The organism is Agrobacterium sp. NPDC090273, assembly GCF_044772305.1.
Classification (GTDB): Bacteria; Pseudomonadota; Alphaproteobacteria; order Rhizobiales; family Rhizobiaceae; genus Agrobacterium.
On the sequence record NZ_JBIVYN010000005.1, the window covers coordinates 180,905 to 201,061 of the forward strand.

Here is a 20,157-nt window from a genome sequence, read left to right on the forward strand (position 1 = left end):
TAGCTCCATGAACTGAAAAAAACGAACCCCGAAAGATCCGCCCGCAACAAGGGTGAATATCGCCGATATGATCATCGAGATAATCTGTGGACTGAGATCCGCGCCCCTTGTTGAAATGCATTTAGGCAGGATCGATGGCAGAGATCAATGGCGTTTTTTCTGCAAAAACGAACAACGGCCATTGACTCAGGAAAGCCGTTTTGCATCACCGGAACGGCCCGAAGCAGAATCTCTTATGAATCAATGAGATTCAAATTTCTCGTTTTCCGCGAGACGATTTTGGCAAAAAAATAAAAATTATCTTGACTCGAAACTTGCCCCGACTTCCGTAAAGAAAGCCTCGGTGTTTCAAGGCGACCTCCAGCAAGTATTTGATTTATAATCGCTTTTTGTGTCGCCTCCTTGACATGCTATTGTCACGCTACATCAGGAAAGATTAACGTACGGTTAGAATCACAAAAAGCCCGGCCAAAGGCCAGGCTTTTTAAATAGCGAATTGTGATTAGCCGGATTAGGCGGAAAGTGCCTTAACACGCTGCGCCAGGCGAGACACCTTGCGGGAAGCAGTGTTGCCGTGCAGAACGCCCTTTGTAGCAGCGCGCTGGATTTCCGGCTGAGCAGCCTTCAGAGCTTCGGTGGCTACTGCCAGGTCGCCCGATGCGATGGCTTCTTCAACCTTGCGGATGAAGCCGCGAACGCGCGAACGGCGAGCCTTGTTGACTGCGGTACGGCGAGCGATCTTGCGGGTCGCCTTTTTCGCCGAAGTTGTATTGGCCATGTATGCCTCTCTTCGAATTCGAACCAAATTCCGCAACCACAGGATCGGGTCGTTCTACGACCTCACGTAACCCAAGAATGCGGGAGTAATTTCGGACAAGCCGGATGACTTTCCGTAACCGTGGGCGGGCATATACCGTTAAAGCGGACGCCCGTCAACGCGCAATTTCACTGAAAACGCCGTTATTCCGAATCCTTAGCGCGTTTCCTTATTCCATTACAGAGACTCTAACGGTTCCTGAATGCGGGTTTGCGCTTTTCGCTGAAAGCAGCCATTCCCTCCTTCTGGTCCTCCGTTGCGAACAGCGACTGAAACAGACGGCGTTCAAATCTCAGTCCCTCCGAAAGCGACACTTCGAACGAGCGATTGACGCTCTCCTTGGCCATGACAACGGAAGCACGCGACAGTGAAGCAATACGCGTTGCCGCCTCTATTGCGTCCTCGACGAGGCTGGCCGCCGGCACGATGCGCGATACCAGTCCGGCGCGCTCAGCCTCTGCCGCATCCATCATGCGACCCGTCAGCACCATATCCATCGCCTTTGCCTTGCCGACAGCTCTGGTGAGCCTCTGAGAGCCGCCCATGCCCGGAATGACACCTAGGGTAATCTCAGGCTGGCCGAACTTCGCCGTATCCGAGGCAATAATGAAATCGCACATCATTGCCAGTTCGCATCCGCCGCCGAGAGCAAAGCCCGAAACCGCGGCAATGACCGGCTTGCGGGTTGCCGCAACCTCATCCCAACCACCAAGAAAATCGCCGACATAGACATCCACGAAATCGAGAGACTGCATTTCCTTGATATCAGCGCCGGCAGCAAATGCCTTTTCGGAGCCGGTTATAACGATGGCGCCAATGGAATCATCTGCGGAGAAAGAGGCAAGGATATGCCGCAGTTCCTTCAGCAGAGCCGAGTTGAGCGCATTCAGCGCCTTCGGCCGGTTGAGCGTTATGACGCCAACCTCGTCGCGTTTCTCCACCAGTATCGTTTCATAGTCCACAGCGGCCTCCCTTCTCCATATACGTGTTGCCGAGCTACTTCTGGCAGGCGGCACAATAAAACGTCGAACGTCCCGCCTGTACGACCCGTTCAACGGTACCCTTGCAACCGGGTGTGCGGCAAGGCTCGCCCTCCTGATCGTAGACGGAGAAGGAATGCTGGAAATATCCGAGTGTGCCGTCGGTCTGAATATGATCCCGTAGCGAAGAGCCCCCGGCCGCAATCGCATCGGCAATCACATCGCGGATCTTTTCGGTTAGCTCGACAAGCTGGGCCTTGGGTTTTCCTGTCGCCGTCACCAGCGTTCCCGACGCGCGAAGCGGCGAGAGATGCGCGCGCCAGAGAGCCTCGCAGACATAGATGTTGCCAAGACCCGCAATGACCTTCTGATCCAGCAAGGTCGTCTTTAATGGCTGGCTTTTGCCGGCAAATCTCGAGGCCAGATAATCCGCGCTCAAGGCATTGCCTGTCGGTTCGGGTCCGAGCCCGGCGAAAGCGGGATAAAGATCTATCTTGTTCCGCACGACCAGATGCATGAAACCAAACCGGCGGGGGTCATTATAGATGACGCAAACGCGGCCCTGATTGCCCTCAAGATAAAAGATGACGTGATCGTGCTTTCCATCCTTGGAGCGAGCATGGTGGAACTCCCCCGGCGTCTGTGCGCTTTCCGTGTCGTCCACTTCCACACGGAACGAGCCCGACATGCCAAGGTGGCAGATGACCGTCAGCCCGTCCTCAAGCTCGATCAGCAGATATTTCGCCCTTCGACCAAGCGAGACGATCCGCTTTCCTTCGATCAACGAAACAAAGTCTCCCGGAAAAGGAAACCGCAGGTCCGGACGACCGAGATACACCTTTCGGATCGTTGATCCTTCCATGGCGGGCGTGAGGCCACGTCTGACGGTTTCGACTTCAGGCAATTCTGGCATCTGGCTTATCCGGGTGTTTATCGTTAGGACCAAGTGGTCTATAGAGTGCGTGCGAAATGTCGCGGTCAATTGATGCCCGCAACAGATAGCGCTGCCATGGCGTTTCCGCTATGGTCCGCAACGCAATAAATACGGAGACCGACGATGACCGACGCCCGCACGACCGCCGATGGCGGTATGGAAACTTCCTATGGCTTCCACAAGGTGGACGAAGGCAAGAAGCAGGGACTGGTCAACGAGGTTTTCCATAAGGTTGCCAAGCGCTATGACATCATGAACGACGTGATGTCGGCGGGCATGCACCGGTTGTGGAAGGACGCGATGGTCGCTGCACTGGCACCGCGCAAAGAAGCATCATACAAGATTCTGGACGTGGCCGGCGGCACAGGCGATATCGCGTTTCGTATCGTCGAGGCATCCAATCGTCTCGCTCACGCCACCGTGCTCGATATCAACGGTTCGATGCTGGCAGTTGGCGAAGAACGCGCCGCCAAGAGGAAGCTTTCCGACAACCTGACCTTCGTCGAGGCCAATGCCGAAGAGTTGCCCTTCGAGGCAAACAGCTTTGACGCCTATACGGTCGCTTTCGGCATCCGCAACGTACCGCGCATCGACGTGGCGCTCAAGGAAGCACATCGCGTACTGAAACGTGGTGGACGCCTTCTGGTGCTGGAATTCTCCGAAGTCGAAATGCCGCTTCTCGACCGCGTTTACGATGCCTGGTCGTTCAACGCCATTCCGCAGTTCGGCAAGATGATTACCGGCGATGCCGAGCCCTACCAGTACCTGGTGGAATCGATCCGCAAGTTCCCCAATCAGGATGATTTTGCGACGATGATCCGGACTGCCGGCTTCTCTCGCGTCAACTATACCAATTATACCGGCGGCATTGCCGCCCTGCATTCCGGCTGGAAGCTCTGATCGACATGGCTGGTAAGGGCAGGAAGAAAGCATCCGCATGAGCACTCTTGGCGCATATTTCCGTCTCGCAAGAGTCGGCTGGGTTCTCGTGCGCGAAGGCGTGGTGCTGGCCTTGCCTGCCGATGACATGCCGCCGTCAGCGCATCTCGTCAAAGCACTGCTGAAGCCGTTTGCGCGCAGCAAGGCAAAACGTGCCGTTCGCAGCGATCGACTGGCGACGGCTGTGGAACGGTTGGGGCCGTCCTACGTCAAGATGGGACAGTTTCTGGCGACCCGGCCGGATGTTGTCGGGGCGCAGTTTGCCGATGATCTGGCGAGCCTGCAGGACCGGATGGCGTTTTTCCCCGTGGCGGCGGCAAAGGCCAATATCGAAGGCTCCCTGGGACGTCCGGTCTCCGAGCTTTACCGTGACTTCGGCGATCCGATTGCGGCCGCTTCCATAGCGCAAGTGCATCCCGCCACGATCGATACACCCAAAGGACCACGCAAGGTCGCCGTGAAGGTCATCCGCCCCGGCGTCCGCCAGCGCTTCCAGAACGATCTGGAAGCCATGTACCTGATCGCCGACCTGCAGCAGCGCTTCGTCAAATCCGCCCGCCGCCTTCGTCCAGTTGAGGTGACGCGGACGCTGGAGCAGACGACCAAGATCGAGATGGACCTCCGGCTTGAGGCTGCGGCCCTTTCCGAACTCGCCGAGAATACAAAAGACGATCCAGGCTTCCGTGTCCCGGAAGTCGATTGGGAACGCACCGGCCGCGACGTCGTGACGATGGAATGGATCGACGGCGTCAAGATGTCCGATATCGAGGGGCTCAAAGCCGCCGGTCACGACCTCAACGCGCTCGCCGACACGCTGATCCAGTCTTTCCTGCGGCACACGCTGCGCGATGGTTTCTTCCACGCCGACATGCACCCCGGCAATCTTTTCGTCGACCCGCAGGGCATGATCGTTGCCGTGGATATGGGTATTGCCGGACGTCTGGGGAAAAAGGAACGCCGTTTCCTGGCCGAAATTCTCTACGGCTTCATTACCCGCGACTACATGCGTGTGGCGGAAGTCCACTTCGAGGCCGGTTATGTGCCGGGCCACCACGATATTGCCAGCTTCGCACAGGCGATCCGCGCCATTGGCGAGCCGATCCATGGTCAGCCCGCAGAAACCATCTCCATGGGCAAGCTGCTGACGCTGCTGTTCGAAGTCACCGAGCTGTTCGACATGGAAACACGGCCCGAACTGGTCATGCTGCAGAAGACCATGGTGGTGGTGGAAGGCGTTTCGCGCATTCTCAACCCGCGCTTCAACATGTGGAAGGCGGCGGACCCGGTTGTTGCAAGCTGGATTCGCGACAATCTCGGCCCCAAGCGTATCGTCACCGATCTGAAGGACGGTCTGAAAGCCGCCGTCAAACTTGCCGAGGCGGCGCCGGAAATTGCCGCCAAAACCGAAAAATTCCATGCCGATCTGATGGCAATGAGCGAAAACGGCCTGCGTTTCGATGCGCAGACGGCAGAGGCTATCGGCAAGGCAGAAGCCCGCCACACCAAGTGGGGCCGGATCGCGCTTTGGGTGATTGCTGCGACGCTTGTCTACATCGCCGTCCAGGTCAGCTAAAAACGATACCCAGCTCCGTCCGGAGCTTTTTGGTCAGGCCCGAGGCAACCAGCTCATAGGACCGGCGGACATAATGTTTCAGCTCCTCCGGTTCGAGTGGTGCGTGATCGGAAATAGAAATCCACTTTCGCTTGGCAAAATAGGGTGCCTGGCCGATGCCTTCCAATGAGGTGAGAATTTCAAAGCTCTCCTCAGAGCACTTCACCACCAGCCGCCAGTTGTCCCGCTCGCCCAGCACCGCAAAGACCTTCTCGCCCACCTTGGCAACGTGCGAATCCCACTGATCGACAAAACTGACACCCGGCCACGCCTTCAAGGTGGTATCGAAGGTCTTGCGCTCGAACAGGCTCATGCGAGTTTCTCCGCAATCAGCGCAGCAAGGCGCTTCGCTACATCGGCTTTATCAAGATCCGGCCAAGCATCGACGCCCGCTTTCGAGATGATTTTCACGCTGTTGCGGTCACCGCCCATGATGCCGGTCTCAGCCGAGACATCGTTGGCGACGATGAAATCAGCGCCCTTCCGCTCCAGCTTGGCCCGACCGTTCGTTTCGACATTCTGTGTTTCGGCGGCAAAACCGACGACGATCTTCGGGCGGCTTTCGTGGTGACCCACCGTTTTCAGAATATCCGGATTTTCCGTGAGCTCGAGAGCGGGGGGCTGATCGCCCGGCTGTTTCTTGATCTTCTGGTCGGTTGCACTTGCCACACGCCAGTCAGCGACGGCAGCAACCATGACGGCGATATCAACGGGAAGACGGGACACGACAGCGTCGCGCATTTCTTCGGCGCGTTCGACGCGAACGGTCGTGACGCCCACCGGATCAGCAATCGAAACAGGACCGGAAATCAGCGTCACCTCTGCGCCAAGCTCGGCCAGTGCCGCAGCAATCGCATGTCCCTGTTTTCCCGAAGAACGATTGGCGATGTAGCGCACCGGATCGATCGGCTCGTGTGTCGGGCCTGATGTCACGATCGCTGTCTTGCCGCTGAGTGGCCCTGGGCTGCCGCCAAGACACGTTTCAACTGCCTCGACGATCTGCAAGGGCTCAGCCATGCGGCCAAGGCCCGCTTCTCCTTTTTCGGCCATTTCACCTGCCATCGGTCCGATAAAGTGGATGCCATCGCCCTTCAACACCTTGATGTTGCGCTGTGTTGCCTTGGCAGACCACATTTTCGGGTTCATGGCAGGCGCGACCAGAACCGTGTGATCCGTCGCAAGCAGGACCGCCGAGGCTAGATCATCCGCGAGCCCATGCGCCATTTTGGCCATGATATCAGCGGTAGCAGGGGCGACCAGAACGAGATCACACTCGCGCGCCAATCGGATGTGACCGACATCCTGCTCATCCTGCCTTGAGAAAAGCTCGGTAAACACATGGGTTGCAGACAGCACACCCACGGCAAGCGGGGTGACGAATTCCTGCGCGCCCTTCGTCATGATCGGGGTGACTTTCGCACCACGCTCTTTCAGACGACGGATAAGGTCGAGGCTCTTATAGGCCGCGATACCGCCGGAAATGATGAGAAGGATGTGTTTGCCTGAAAGTGCCATGATGCCGGACCAGTTTCCCGTTTGACGGGGAAACTATAGCGCATACCCACAACTGTGAAGCAGTTTTCAGTAAAGAGGCCCAACACCGCAAATTTGCAGCAGCAGGTGTAATCCCGATGCTGCAAGTCCTTGGCACTTAAGGCGCAATTCGGTTGAACTCACGCCGCCTTGGCAACGTGATATTCCTTGATGGCGACCATCTTGATCGCGGGGTAGCGTTCCGCTTCATACCGCAGCGAGAAAGCGTCCTGTGCCAGAAACACCGGATCGCCATCCAGATCGCGGGCAATATCCCCACGCTTGACGTTCAAGAACTTCTCGAATTCCGCAGGCTGGTCGGAGGAAACCCAGCGGCAAACGGAGAAGCGGGACATTTCGAAGGAGACCGGCAGACCGTATTCGCCCATCAACCGCTCCTTCAACACATCGAGCTGCAGCGCCCCGACAACACCGACGATCGCCGGAGAACCATCTTCCGGCGAGAAGAGCTGAACGACGCCCTCTTCCGCCATCTGCTGCAGTGCTTCCTTCAGCTTCTTGGCCTTCATGGCATCTTCAAGTCGTACGCGACGCAGAATTTCCGGCGAGAAATTCGGGACACCCTGGAACACCAGGCTTTCGCCTTCCGTCAGTGTATCACCGATACGCAACGTGCCGTGGTTCGGAATACCGACCACATCGCCTGCATAAGCGGTGTCGGCCAGCTGGCGCTGCGAGGCAAAGAAGAACTGCGGCGCAGTCAGACCCAACTGCTTGCCGGTACGGGCAAGCCGCGCCTTCATGCCGCGCTCCAGCTTGCCCGAGCAGATGCGGGCGAAGGCGATGCGGTCACGATGGTTCGGGTCCATGTTCGCCTGGATCTTGAAGACGAACGCCGTCATCTTTTCTTCGGCGGCATGAACCGTTCTGATATCAGCAACCTGATCGCGTGGCGGCGGAGCGAATTCACCCAGTGCATTGATGAGATCGCGCACGCCGAAGTTACGCAAGGCCGATCCGAAGAAGACCGGTGTCATGTGGCCTTCCAGAAACGCCTGACGATCGAAGGGGCGGCAGGCTTCAAGCGCCAGTTCCGTCTCTTCGATAAAGGCATGGCGTTCGTTTTCCGGAAGCCTATCTGCGACAGCCTGCGGACCGTTGACCGGCAAACCATCCACCTGCGTGTCAACACCACGGAAGGTGTTCTGGGCAAGGTTATAGGCTCCACAGAATGTCTTGGCGCGACCGACCGGCCACGTTACCGGAGCCGTGTCCAGCGCCAGCTTCTCTTCAACCTCATCGAGAATCTCGAAGGGATCGCGGCTCTCGCGGTCCATCTTGTTGATGAAGGTGATGATCGGGATGTCGCGCATGCGGCAGACTTCGAACAACTTCAGCGTTCTCGGCTCGATACCTTTCGCGGCATCGATCACCATGATGGCCGCATCCACCGCCGTCAGCGTGCGATAGGTATCGTCCGCGAAGTCTTCGTGACCAGGTGTATCCAGGATGTTGAAGACCCTGTCGTTGTATTCGAAGGTCATGACCGAGGTGACGACGGAGATGCCGCGCTCTCGCTCGATCTTCATCCAGTCAGAACGGGTCTGAATGCGATCCTTCTTCGCTTTCACTTCACCAGCAAGCTGAATTGCTCCACCGAACAGCAGCAGCTTTTCGGTCAGCGTCGTCTTACCGGCGTCCGGGTGCGCGATAATAGCAAAGGTGCGGCGGCGGGAGACCGCCTCGGCAAGTGTTTCGGCCATTTCATAAATCCTGTGGAATTGCGGGCTATCTAGCGTTTCAGGCCCCATTTTGCAATTGACCTTGGCCTCATGAGCGAAAACTAATGCCGCATGACCCAGCAAAATGACAATCGCCCTGCTCTGAAACTCATCCGCCTCGACAATGGAACGGGCCTCGAACTGCCCTCCTACGAAACGGCCGGAGCAGCCGGCATGGACCTTCGTGCCGCTGTAGCCGCCGACACGCCCCTGGTGTTGAAGCCAGGCAGCCGTGCACTTGTGCCAACCGGCTTCATCTTTGAGGTCCCCTCTGGATATGAGGCGCAAATCCGTCCGCGCTCCGGGCTTGCCATCAAGAACGGCATTACCTGTCTGAATTCGCCTGGCACGGTGGACAGCGATTATCGCGGTGAGGTGAAGGTCATCCTCGCCAATCTCGGCGACGCCGATTTTATTATCGAACGCGGCATGCGCATTGCCCAGATGGTGATTGCACCGGTAACTCAGGTCGTTGTGAGAGAGGTCACAGAGACATCCTCGACCGAGCGCGGCGGCGGCGGCTTTGGTTCGACCGGCGTCTGATCGCACAAGATGCCGTGGTGGCCACGTTGTGAAGGCCTGAGGTTTCGGTTAAGTCTCGCACAGGACCGAGGACACCCTTCATGACTGTGACCACCATTCTCGCGTATGCGACCGCACTCTTCATTGCCGCCGCCATTCCCGGCCCCGGCATGACGGCCATCGTGGCGCGAGCCCTGGGTTCCGGCTTTCGGGAAACCTTCTTCATGGGGCTCGGCCTGGTGCTTGGCGATATGGTCTACCTGACGGCCGTTATCCTTGGACTTGCCTTTGTCGCACAGACCTTTCAGGAAGCTTTCATGGTGCTGAAGTTTGCAGGTGCAGCCTACCTGCTCTACATCGCATGGAAGCTATGGACGGCGGGACTTCTGCCGCAGGACCTGCAGGCCAGGAAAAGCACGAGCATTGGCATGTCCTTTCTCTCCGGGCTTTTCATCACGCTCGGAAACCCCAAGACGATGCTGTTCTATGTGGCACTCGTGCCAACATTGATCGATATCCGTATGATTGGCGCAGCCGAATACGCCACGCTTCTGGGCGTAACCTTTCTTGTGCTGATGGCGGTTCTGTTGCCGTATATTCTGTTGGCCTCGAAAGCTCGCGCGCTCCTCAAGCGGCCCAGCGCTCTGACCATCCTCAACCGCGCCGCTGCGGGCATTCTGGCCGGAACAGCCGCGATGATCGCGATCAGGTCTGCCTGAGGTTTTTCTTCCGAAAAATTCGCTTCCTGAAGTATTTTTCGCTCCGAAAATCGACACATACGCACATCCATTCTCTGGCATCCTCCTTGCATTCGCCCTATCCTGCGCGAAATTTATGCCGGTCAAAAGCACAGGAGGACACTCATGTCGGAAACCAGAAAACCAGGGCGCGGACGCGTCTATTCCTCCATCACCGAGACCATTGGCGACACGCCGATCGTGCGGCTAGACAAGCTGGCAAAGGAAAAGGGTGTTAAGGCCAACCTGTTGGCGAAGCTTGAATTTTTCAACCCTATCGCATCCGTCAAAGACCGTATCGGCGTCGCCATGATTGAGGCACTTGAGGCGCAGGGCAAGATCACGCCCGGCAAGACCACACTGGTCGAGCCAACGTCGGGCAATACCGGTATCGCACTCGCTTTTGCCGCTGCTGCAAAGGGCTACAAGCTTATTCTCACCATGCCGGAAACCATGTCGGTCGAGCGCCGCAAGATGCTGGCTCTGCTTGGCGCGGAACTGGTTCTGACCGAAGGCCCGAAGGGCATGAAGGGCGCGATTGCCAAGGCGCAGGAGCTTGCCGAAACGCTGCCTGACGCGATCATTCCGCAACAGTTTGAGAATCCGGCCAACCCGGAAATTCACCGCAAGACCACGGCAGAAGAAATCTGGAACGACACCAATGGCGAGGTGGATATTCTGGTCGCCGGTATCGGCACCGGCGGCACGATTACCGGCACCGGTCAGGTTCTGAAATCCCGCAAGCCCGATGTAAAAGTCATCGCGGTTGAACCGGCTGACAGCCCGGTGCTTTCAGGCGGTAACCCTGGCCCACACAAAATTCAGGGAATTGGGGCCGGATTCGCACCAGCCATTCTCGACACCAAGGTCTACGACGAGATCGTTACCGTGACCAATGACGAAGCGTTTGCAACGGCCCGTCTCGTTGCGAGCCTCGAAGGCGTTCCGGTTGGCATTTCTTCTGGCGCAGCACTCGCAGCCGCCATCAAGGTTGGCTCGCGCGAGGAAAATGCCGGCAAGAACATTGTCGTCATCATTCCATCCTTCGCGGAACGGTATCTTTCGACGGCCCTGTTCGAGGGGCTTGGTCTCTAATCATCATCAAGATGTAACGCCCCGTTCCGCAAGCGCGAGACGGGGCGTCGTATTCCTTCAGAAGACGGCTGAGGGGTGCGGTACTGTTGCCAGGCAATTACCAGAGACAAGCAGCCCGTGTTATCAGGCTGCCGCTGTCAGTCTCTGACCAGCAATACGATAGGACACAGCTTCCGCAACATGGATGCGGCCAACTGTGGCATTGCCATCGAGATCGGCGAGTGTGCGGGCAACTTTGAGAATGCGGTGATAACCACGCGCAGAAAATTTCAGCCGCTCTGCCGCATCGCGTAACAATTGCAGACCGGGAGCATCGGGCTCTGCGAATTTTTCAATCAACGCAGTCGAGCAGCGTGCATTGGTGCGAATTCCGGCTGCACCTGCCAATGCGTAGCGTTCCTGTTGTGCCGTGCGTGCACGGGCAACGCGGGCTGCGACATCGGCGCTCGATTCAGACGCCGCCGGGCGGATGAGGTCGGCAGCCGAAACGGCCGGTACATCGATACGAATGTCGATACGATCCATCAAAGGACCTGATATCCGCGCCTGATAATCTGCAACGCAACGAGGCCCTCTGGCACAGGTAAAGCCCGGCTCTCCCGCCATACCGCATTTGCACGGGTTCATCGCCGCCACGAGCTGGATATTTGCGGGATAGCTGACGCGGTGATTGGCACGGGCAATAATGCACTCGCCTGTCTCGAGTGGCTGGCGCAATGCATCCAGCGCCTGCGGCGTAAACTCCGGGAATTCGTCGAGGAAGAGTATGCCATGATGAGCGAGCGACGCCTCCCCTGGTTTCGCCTTCAGTCCACCGCCGACAAGTGCAGCCATGGTGGCGGAATGATGCGGGGTGCGGAACGGCCGGCGATCCGATAGTTTCCCGCCCGACAGTTGCCCGGCAATCGAATGCACCATCGACACCTCAAGAAGCTCGGCTGCCTCGAGCGGCGGCAGGATGGAGGGAAGACGGGCGGCCAGCATGGATTTTCCTGATCCCGGCGGTCCGACCATCAGCATGTTATGGACAAAAGACCTCAGAAATAATAAGTTGATATTATGAAGAAAATTTCCAGTTCTGCTCAACCGAGGGCATATTCCTACGTCCGTTTCTCCACTCCAGACCAGATGCGAGGGGACAGTTTCCGGCGACAAACTGAGGCTGCAGCACGTTACGCGGCAACGCATGGACTGACCCTTGATGACACCTTCACCTTCCACGATTTGGGTGTGTCGGCATTCCAAGGGAAGAACCGCGCCGAAGGGATGCTTGGTGAATTTCTAGCATTCGTCCGTTCCGGCGACATACCGAAGGGCTCGTATCTCCTTGTCGAGAATCTAGACCGCATTTCACGAGAGAATGCCCTTGATGCCCTCGACACGCTCAAGGACATCGCCCGAGAGGGAGTCACTGTTGTCACCCTGAACGATGGCCGAGAGTTCACCCATGAGAGCCTTCGGAGAAACCCGATAGACCTTATGGTGGCCGTCATGATGTTCATGCGGGCGAATGAGGAAAGCGAAACCAAATCCCGGCGACTAAGCGCCTCATGGGAGAACAAACGTAGTGAGGCCGGAACAACGCCCCTCACCTCCGTGTCTCCCGCATGGGTGCGCCTCAAAGCAGACCGAAGTGGTTTCGAATTGATGCCCGAGCGAGCCGAAGTGGTCCGCCGCATCTTCCGCATGACACTTGACGGTCTGGGGCAGCACGCCATTACCGGCATTCTTGTCCGAGAAGGCATCCCGGTCTTCGGCAGAGGCAAGCTATGGCACCGCTCATACGTGTCAAAAATACTCCGCAATCCCGCCACAGTAGGCGAGTTCACGCCACACCGATACAGCCGGGTGGACGGAAAGCGCGTCAGAACCCCCACCGACCCGATACAGAACTACTATCCCGCAGTAATCGACAGGGAGACATTTGAGCGCGTTGGGGACCTCACCAGTGGCCGTGCGGCGGCGGGCTCTACCAGTGCTGGAGCCTCCCGAGCGAATATCCTTGCTGGCCTCGCGAAATGCCCCTTGTGCGACAGAACAATGACCCGCGTGAACAAGGGAAGCCGGAAGAAGGCCGGTAAACCTTATCTCGTCTGCACATCCGCAAAGGTTGGAGCGGGCTGCGAATATCACCAAGTTCGACTGGAGTATGTTCACACTGCGATCATCGGGAAAGCGGAAGAACTGATCGCGGAAATGCCATCCCCCGACGACAGCCTACAAACCCAATGGCAAACCCTCGAGGGCGAGATTTGGGGGCTTGATGAAGGCATTGCCAAGATTGTCGAAGCGATCGGAGAGGCGGGCCATTCTCGGGCTCTACTGGATCGACTGACACAGCTTGAGAGCAAATTGGATGGGGCAAAGAAAGAGCAGCTGGACATAGCGTCCCGCATTTCATCGTCACTTACTAATCGCGTTCAGAACGTGGCGTATGTGGAACTTATGGGCGCTATCGAGGCCGAGGATGTGGGCCGGATCAATGCCACCCTGCGACAGCTATTCCGCAAGGCCGTGGTGAACTATCAAACCGGCAAGCTCGAAATGTACTGGAAGCACGTCCCGGGCGAGGTGTCGGAGGTCTTTTACACGATGCCGCTTGTGGTGGGCTTCGACTGATGCAAAACAAGGGTTTTTCTCCGGCGTTGTCAATTCGTGTATTCTGATCGCGTCGGTCCTGACAGCGGTTTCTGTAGATAGATGGCGCCTTGGATATCGTTTGCTTCTTCAAGAGTTAGACTTGATGTGTGGTCTTCTTGCAAATATGTTGTTTATGAGGGGCGGCGGGTCGTCGGCTTGCCCAACTTCCGACTTGATTTGCTAAAGCGCATGAAACACACTGTCGCATAGGTAGAGCGAAAGTAGAGTTACGTGCGGAAGTTATGGGTAAGACAGTGAGCGGTGGGAAAGTTGCGGCGACTGCCGCTGCAAAGCCGTTCTTGCGCTGGGCGGGAAGTAAACGTTCAGTTGTCAAAAAGCTGGCAGAGAACTCCCCGCCTGAATATTCGCGTTACCTAGAACCATTCGTCGGTTCGGGCGCGTTGTACTTCCATCTGAATCCTAGTGCTGCTTTGATATCTGACCTCAATTGGGAGGTCGTAAACCTGTTCATCCAGGTGAAGCATCGCCCGATCGAACTCTATGAGCGACTGATTGCTCATAGCCGGGATAAAGAGACATATTTGGCAATCCGAAAAACTTTTGGCACGGAGGAGGATGATTTAGATCATGCCGCGTCGATGCTCTACCTCAATAGAAATTGCTTCAATGGGCTCTTTAGGACCAACAAATCTGGAAAGTTCAATGTTCCTTACGCCGCACAGCGTCGAGGGAGTTACCCCGCTTGTGACGATCTGCTGACGTGTTCAGAACGTCTTCAGAATACGCAAATAGAGCACGGCGACTTTCACACCGTCATCTCCGCCAACGTTGCAAAAGGTGATTTCGTTTATCTCGACCCGCCTTACGTCAAATCCGAAGGAAGGATTTTCAACGAGTATGTGAAAGGGCATTTCAATCATCAGGATACGGAGCGACTTTCAGCGCTACTCCGGGCGATCGACAAAGCGGGTGCCAAATTTCTGCTAAGCTTCATTGATGATGAGATTGTTGATTTTATTTCAGCTGAGTGGGGAAGCGAGAAGTATCTGGTACAAAAGAATATCGCTGGATTCGCTGCTAATCGACGCAAGAGCGCTGAGATATTAGTTAAGAATTGGTAGTATGAGGATAGCGGTCTTATCTGATCTCCATGCTTTTTGCTCGGACGCACGCAAGGCCCCCGACGGAAAACCTGCGCTTCCGCCTTCACTTATTGATTTCTCCGCGTCGAGTAGAAAGCCCAATATCGATCCACTGGTTGGGTTTGTTAAGCTTTTTGAAAGTGGAGAGATTGAACCGCCCGACCTTATGATTGTCGGCGGTGACCTTGGTGACAAAGCAGACACCCACGCCATCCAATCAGTTTGGCGCGAACTTTCTTCACTTTCTGGAAAATATCCCTCAACGAAACTTGTCGCTACGTGCGGCAATCACGACCTCGACACGCGGCATAAGCAGAACAAATTTGACCCTCGCGGATTCCTTCGAACCCTAGAGCCTGGCTTTCCCTTCCCAAATACCGATGAGCATCGTATTAATTTACTAGAATACTGGGCCAACAATTTTTCAATCTTTGAAGGCGAGAATTATCGGATACTCAACATCAATTCTTGCGCCTTTCATGGCTTCGGTTCTGATGCAGAGCCGGAACTAGAGCGAGGCCGTGTTAGTGATATAACACTTGAAAGCATTGAGGAGCAGTTGAAGGTTGCCGTCAAGGCCGCTCAGCATAAGCAAAACATCTGCCTGTTTCATCACCACATTCGGCCGGTATCTACTGATGCTTTTGACGACAACAGCACGATGAAGGGGTCGGAGCGACTGGCAGACTTGCTGAGTAAGCCAGCATTGGGTGAATGGCTCATCATTCACGGTCATAGGCATAGGTCTAATCTGTTTTGTGCTGGAGGTAACTCCGCCCCAATCGTTCTTTCCTGCGCTAGTTTTGCAGCAACGAGAACGGGCGATGAACATAACCCTTCACCTAATCAGTTCTACATGGTTGATCTGGAAGAAGCAGCCGAAGGTCAAATTGCCCGCGTTGCGGGTTCGGTTCGTGCGTGGAACTGGGCCCCGAGCATCGGGTGGCAGACAAAAACAAGCATCCCTGGTGGCTTGCCTGTCGTGTCAGGATTTGGATATCGAGGATATATCCCAGATTTAGCCAGAAGTATCTCGGAGGCTGTTAAGGCTGCCGGGAAGATTGTTTGGACTGACCTAATCACAAATTTTCCAGATTTGGGCCGCCTCATGCCGACAGATAATGAGTCTTTGATTAAAGCGCTCGAAACAGTTGGTGTGGTCGCCACGGAAGCTGATGGACAAATCAAAGAGTTGGCACAAGTCAATGCGTGAGAACCCATTTTTTGATACGTTTAATGCCAAGCATAAGTCCGACGCCGAGATCGCAGGAACTTTTGTCTCGCCTCCGAATGCGTTGGAACGCCTGATTGGTAGAGGGCATACCATTTTGTCCGGGCCACGAGGGTCTGGCAAGACAACGTTGCTAAAGATGCTTACTCTACCTGCCTTGAATAAATGGGGCGGCGAAGAAGCTGCGATACTCAAAGAAAAGATCGACTTCGTGTCTGTATTCGTTGCGGCAGATAGAAGCTGGCACGGCCAACTAAATGAATTAGCAAAAGATGTACCCGATCAACGCGCCGCCGAACTTCTTGGTATGAGCGCGTTCACAACTCATATATTCAAGGCCATCACGGCGACATTTATTGATTGGGAAAATCTTCCGCAGTCAGGAAAACAATTCTATTCGGAACTCGTCGCAAAACTAGATTCGCAAAAAGAACGCGAAATTTGCGAGAATCTTGCCGCGATATGGCTTCTCAAACCTCGCGCTTTCACGTTCGCTGAAGTTCGTGCTGCGTTGTCGCAAAGGCTGGGCCAGATAGGCATACTGAGAAACCAGCTACGTTTCGGGAACCAAGTCTTAACCAGCGATGACAATCGATTTCTGTATGTCGACTACCGCGAAGGAATACGTGGGGCTGCCGACATCCATAACCATGTCTCGGGGTTGTCCTCTAGACGGTGGAGTTTCCTTTTCGATGAAATGGAGGTCGCTCCATCGTTTGTGCAGGAATCGCTATTCTCTGACTTGCGGGGAGAAGTCGATAAGCTGAAAATCAATTATAAACTGGCGCTCGCCCCGTTTAATAAAAATTTCAGATCATCGCTGGATGACCGAGGTGCGTCGCATAATCATGACTACAGCCATATCGAACTAAGCTTCGCGCGGAAAGAAAACGGCTACGATTTTTCACGTCGTCTGTGCAATTTAATGCTTGAACAAGCAGGTATCGATGCTGATGTCGACGCAATGTTGGGCTCGTCATATTTTGCATTTGAAGACGATGAGGCCAACGATCAGAACTCACCAACCAAGAAATATAGCAACAATAGGCCGCTTGGGAAAATTTTCCAATCTCTGAGCGAAAAAGATTCAAGCTTTCACCATTACCTTCAGTCGCGAGGGATTGATCTATCTAGAGTTGAAGAACTGGACGAGCGGTCAGCGGCAAAAACACTGCGCAAGGTTCGAAATATTGTGGTTTTGCGAGAGTATTTTTCGCGGCCGTCCAAGTCGGGATTGCAGATCGAACAATTAAATAGCCGGTCCAGGAAAAGCTACATCCTGTATTCTGGCAACCCGTCTATGCTCGCCCTCACTGAGGGCAATCCAAGAAGCTTGATCAACCTTTTTGCCCCGCTTATCGCGGATTACAAGCAATTTGAAGCGAAGCGAACTGTTTCAGGTGCGAAGCAAGCGGATGAGGTCCAGAAAGCCATTAGGGTGATGCGATCTCTTCTCAAAACCGTTCCGCATGGTGCTAGAAAATCACAGGGGCGGGGATTATTGCCTTTCCTTGACAGCATCGGCGCGGCGCTTCATCGCGGCCTCATGTCGACTAAATTTAGTGATCAGCCTCCGCTTTCGTTTCGAGTCGATCATGGTGTCAATCCGGATGATCTTTCTGCCATCGGAAAGGCGCTAAATATTGGTGCGCTTGTGTATGTTCCTGATCAGGAATCGGAGGATGTGCTTTCAAGCGTCGTGGGTAACCGCTTTCGTTTAAACTATATGCTCGCGGCTCACTATAAACTTCCTCTGTCGCTTGATAGAGAGATCACCCTTTCGGCCCTGCTAAGTCAGCAAAGCGGGAGTAGGCAAGCGAGAATGGATTTCAGCGATGAGCATTGATCTGTTCAACTTGAACTTGGACGACGACCTTGCGTTTGATCTATTAATTTTTGCCGTCGGATATGAAGCTCGTGCACGCCACGTTGCCGAACGATATCACAAGAAGACGGATTTGGTTCTGGGCTATGTCTTTCCGGATGGCCACACATTAAGTTTCGATGATAACGCGAGCTTCTTGGAGGCCATCGGGGGGCACCGACTTTCCAGTAATGTCAGCATCAGACAGCGCCTTGAAGAAATCACACAACGCACAGATTTTGCAGGTGCCAAAATATGCATCGACGTCTCATCGCTGAATCGTGGCGCAATGGCATCTCTTTTGGCTGAGTTGCTTGATTCAGAATTCTTTCAAAACGCCGAAATTACAGTTTTATACTCTGTAGCTGTTTTTGCTCCTCCGCCTCATGAGGAACTGGATTTCCTCGACTTTTCACCGCTTGAGAACTTTGGCGGCTGGACATCTAATCCGGAACAGCCGACAGCGCTGGTTCTCGGACTAGGCTACGAGACCGATCACGCGGTTGGTGCGCTTGAATTTCTTGATCCCAGTGTGACGTTCGCTTTCTTTCCCATCGGCAGCGATGCGAAATTCCAGCACCAGGTTGCCAAAGCAAATAGTTCATTTTTTGAACTAATAAGTGCTGATCGTGTCATAAAATATCCCGTTCTTTCTCCTTACCAAACGTTCTGGGAAATGAGGTCACTGATCTTGTCCCTCAGTGGCATCGCTAGAACTGTATTGGTACCTATGGGGCCGAAGATTTTCTCCAGCCTTTGCCTTGTATCGCAGCGAATGTTCGGTGATGAGATATCGATTTGGCGAGCTAGCGGGCATTCGCTTGCAACCGCGCGTGATGCACAGGCTTCTGGAGAGATTACCGGATATCTAATCAAGCGCAGTTGAGGGCGAGCGACGAGCGACAAGAGAGCGCGATTTAAAATCGGCAAAAAAATCCGAGCCACTCACCTCGATCGATGGAGAAACGGTATCCCCCTGCCCTAGCCGGTTTGCGAGCATTTCGGTGTTGGCCTTACTGACGCCCGATAGGCGGTAGGTCGCAGCTCCAAGCCGTTCTCCAGAGGTCCTGGGATCACAAAAACCTTCGGTTCGCGACCGAAAGAGAATACTCGATAGATCAAATATTGAGTACCTTTCCTTTCGGCGATTAGTCGCTCTCGCTCAGTGATGAAAAAGGGAGCGTTGATGTCTCCGCGCGTGGTCTTGACCTCAATGAAGATCGCGGTCCCGTCGTCGGCAAAAGACCGAATGTCATAGCCGAGGCCGTCGCCTTCATCTCGCGAGGCCCATACCACTTGATCAATCTTATCCTTCAAGCCTAGCTCCGTTAGCCGAGCTTTCTCTAGCTCAACAACGAACTCTTCACCGCCTTGGCCTAGCGCTTTGTTTCTGGCGTCACGTTTGGCTATGTCGAACTTGCGGGCAACGGGGTCAATCGCGCTTGAAGCATTGATGGTCAGAGCATCCGTCGGGGCGGTGACAAACACATCAGCCGTAGAAGATGGCGCAGGTATCGCTTCAGCAACACTATCAAGGTCTTTTGCCGCAGATCGGAGGAAGTGGGCAACCACGGGAACAAGTGCAGTCTGTACGTTGCCAAGCGGTTTGTACCCCTGAATCCAACGGAAGCCTAGCCGATGCAGCACGGCACTAACGTTCTGATGCTTGCGCTCAATCGAGCCTTCAGAGCGTTGGAGTGATCTCAGCAAGTTCCTTCTGTGTTCGGTCTTAGAGTAGGCAGTGCCGCTCACTTCCTTTTGCAGCATAGCGAAGTAATCGGTCACCAGTGCCGAGATTTCGTCCTCTGTCCAATCTGTCCCTTCGCGCTCTCGTGGATCACTCGGGAGAAGTGCATCCAACGCTGCAGATTGTTCAGGTTTTATTGTATTACCGCTTGCCTGGGCTCCTATTTGAGATGTCTCAAGAACGCTTGCCAATTCCCTAATTGAGATCAAGAGTTTCCCGCGCGGGTCGACCAGTCGAGTGAACCTGACGGGCACCATCATGTGTGATTTGCCCTGATAGATGCGCATAGACGGCTGGCCAGCAATTTCACCAACTCCGAAGATGCCCCGATTTTCACTGCCCTGGCGTAGAAGCCAAACCCGGTCTCCGAGAAATGAACGTTTGAAGGCATTTATGCGCCAAGGTTCGGTAACCGATCCATTCTCTGAATATTCCTTCAACATCCGTTGGACGTTTTCGTAGGGCCAACCCTCAGGTTTCCAAGTCATAAGAAATGGCATTAGCTTACCTCATTGAAAATCATCACATATCAACGGTCATGTTAACGCGATGTGAAATGGGCACATATCGGAAACCCCTTGCACACTAAGGTAAACATTTGTGCACATGGGGATTGACGTGTGCATTAATCGTGCACTAAACAGTGTTCACCAAACATCTT

At 54.8% G+C, this 20,157-nt stretch carries 17 protein-coding genes and 1 pseudogene; 10 read left to right on the plus strand and 8 right to left on the minus strand.

All coding sequences use genetic code 11. The annotated features are described in order from the left end of the window. Window positions 1–511 precede the first annotated feature (511 nt). From rpsT to mutM, 3 genes are all read right to left on the minus strand, one after another. On the minus strand, window positions 512–778 hold the full coding sequence (rpsT, locus tag ACIQT8_RS15180; protein WP_138794359.1) for a 30S ribosomal protein S20: 267 nt from the start codon (window positions 776–778) through the stop codon (window positions 512–514). Window positions 779–1,005: 227 nt separating this feature from the next. Then, window positions 1,006–1,779 carry an enoyl-CoA hydratase gene (locus ACIQT8_RS15185; RefSeq protein ID WP_400966670.1) on the minus strand — a complete coding sequence of 258 codons (774 nt, stop codon included), beginning with the start codon at window positions 1,777–1,779 and terminating at the stop codon, window positions 1,006–1,008. A 34-nt stretch (window positions 1,780–1,813) separates the two neighbouring features. Then, a complete protein-coding gene (gene mutM / locus ACIQT8_RS15190; protein WP_400966673.1) occupies window positions 1,814–2,710 on the minus strand; it encodes a bifunctional DNA-formamidopyrimidine glycosylase/DNA-(apurinic or apyrimidinic site) lyase in 897 nt (298 codons plus the stop codon). Between the two features lie 144 nt (window positions 2,711–2,854). On the opposite strand from mutM, the gene ubiE reads away from it, so the two are divergent. Both ubiE and ubiB read left to right on the plus strand, forming a co-directional pair. Beyond that, window positions 2,855–3,631: a bifunctional demethylmenaquinone methyltransferase/2-methoxy-6-polyprenyl-1,4-benzoquinol methylase UbiE gene (gene ubiE, locus ACIQT8_RS15195; protein WP_138794356.1), complete on the plus strand. Its 777-nt coding sequence runs from the start codon at window positions 2,855–2,857 to the stop codon at window positions 3,629–3,631. Window positions 3,632–3,668: 37 nt separating this feature from the next. Further along, window positions 3,669–5,243 carry a 2-polyprenylphenol 6-hydroxylase gene (gene ubiB / locus ACIQT8_RS15200; protein ID WP_138794355.1) on the plus strand — a complete coding sequence of 525 codons (1,575 nt, stop codon included), beginning with the start codon at window positions 3,669–3,671 and terminating at the stop codon, window positions 5,241–5,243. Here ubiB and ACIQT8_RS15205 read toward each other — a convergent pair. From ACIQT8_RS15205 to ACIQT8_RS15215, 3 genes are all read right to left on the minus strand, one after another. Then, window positions 5,236–5,595 carry an MmcQ/YjbR family DNA-binding protein gene (locus ACIQT8_RS15205; RefSeq protein ID WP_400966677.1) on the minus strand — a complete coding sequence of 120 codons (360 nt, stop codon included), beginning with the start codon at window positions 5,593–5,595 and terminating at the stop codon, window positions 5,236–5,238. The genes ubiB and ACIQT8_RS15205 overlap by 8 nt on opposite strands. Further along, on the minus strand, window positions 5,592–6,797 hold the full coding sequence (gene coaBC, locus ACIQT8_RS15210) for a bifunctional phosphopantothenoylcysteine decarboxylase/phosphopantothenate--cysteine ligase CoaBC (RefSeq protein ID WP_400966680.1): 1,206 nt from the start codon (window positions 6,795–6,797) through the stop codon (window positions 5,592–5,594). Before coaBC ends, ACIQT8_RS15205 begins: the two co-directional genes overlap by 4 nt. Window positions 6,798–6,955: 158 nt before the next feature. Next, entirely contained in the window at window positions 6,956–8,539 is a 1,584-nt protein-coding gene (locus tag ACIQT8_RS15215; RefSeq protein WP_400966683.1) for a peptide chain release factor 3, read from the minus strand. Between the two features lie 90 nt (window positions 8,540–8,629). Between ACIQT8_RS15215 and dut the strand changes: the two genes are divergently transcribed. From dut to cysK, 3 genes are all read left to right on the plus strand, one after another. Further along, window positions 8,630–9,100 (plus strand): dUTP diphosphatase, encoded by a 471-nt coding sequence (gene dut, locus ACIQT8_RS15220; RefSeq protein ID WP_400966686.1) that lies wholly within the window; start codon window positions 8,630–8,632, stop codon window positions 9,098–9,100. Between the two features lie 80 nt (window positions 9,101–9,180). After that, window positions 9,181–9,798, plus strand: a complete 618-nt coding sequence (locus ACIQT8_RS15225; RefSeq protein WP_400966689.1) for a LysE family translocator — start codon at window positions 9,181–9,183, stop codon at window positions 9,796–9,798. Window positions 9,799–9,942: 144 nt separating this feature from the next. Then, window positions 9,943–10,911: a cysteine synthase A gene (cysK, locus tag ACIQT8_RS15230; protein WP_400966692.1), complete on the plus strand. Its 969-nt coding sequence runs from the start codon at window positions 9,943–9,945 to the stop codon at window positions 10,909–10,911. Between the two features lie 123 nt (window positions 10,912–11,034). On the opposite strand, the pseudogene ACIQT8_RS15235 reads toward cysK, so the two are convergent. Then, window positions 11,035–11,937: pseudogene (locus ACIQT8_RS15235) on the minus strand (YifB family Mg chelatase-like AAA ATPase); the annotation flags it as partial. Window positions 11,938–11,970: 33 nt separating this feature from the next. Between ACIQT8_RS15235 and ACIQT8_RS15240 the strand changes: the two are divergent. The 5 genes from ACIQT8_RS15240 (at window position 11,971) to ACIQT8_RS15260 (ending at window position 18,635) form a co-directional block, all read left to right on the plus strand. Then, window positions 11,971–13,530 carry a recombinase family protein gene (locus ACIQT8_RS15240; protein WP_400966695.1) on the plus strand — a complete coding sequence of 520 codons (1,560 nt, stop codon included), beginning with the start codon at window positions 11,971–11,973 and terminating at the stop codon, window positions 13,528–13,530. 263 nt (window positions 13,531–13,793) lie between these two features. Next, the gene (locus ACIQT8_RS15245; RefSeq protein WP_400966698.1) at window positions 13,794–14,633 is read left to right on the plus strand and encodes a DNA adenine methylase; all 840 of its coding nucleotides are present in this window, start codon (window positions 13,794–13,796) and stop codon (window positions 14,631–14,633) included. Between the two features lies 1 nt (window position 14,634). Next, the gene (locus ACIQT8_RS15250) at window positions 14,635–15,867 is read left to right on the plus strand and encodes a metallophosphoesterase family protein (protein ID WP_400966701.1); all 1,233 of its coding nucleotides are present in this window, start codon (window positions 14,635–14,637) and stop codon (window positions 15,865–15,867) included. Then, window positions 15,860–17,731: a hypothetical protein gene (locus tag ACIQT8_RS15255; protein ID WP_400966704.1), complete on the plus strand. Its 1,872-nt coding sequence runs from the start codon at window positions 15,860–15,862 to the stop codon at window positions 17,729–17,731. Before ACIQT8_RS15250 ends, ACIQT8_RS15255 begins: the two co-directional genes overlap by 8 nt. Continuing rightward, window positions 17,721–18,635 carry a hypothetical protein gene (locus tag ACIQT8_RS15260; protein ID WP_400966707.1) on the plus strand — a complete coding sequence of 305 codons (915 nt, stop codon included), beginning with the start codon at window positions 17,721–17,723 and terminating at the stop codon, window positions 18,633–18,635. The genes ACIQT8_RS15255 and ACIQT8_RS15260 overlap by 11 nt, the downstream gene beginning before the upstream one ends. A gap of 95 nt (window positions 18,636–18,730) precedes the next feature. Here the strand turns inward: ACIQT8_RS15260 and ACIQT8_RS15265 are convergent, their stop codons facing one another. Further along, window positions 18,731–19,996, minus strand: a complete 1,266-nt coding sequence (locus ACIQT8_RS15265; RefSeq protein ID WP_400966710.1) for a DUF3883 domain-containing protein — start codon at window positions 19,994–19,996, stop codon at window positions 18,731–18,733. Between the last annotated feature and the right edge of the window lie 161 nt (window positions 19,997–20,157).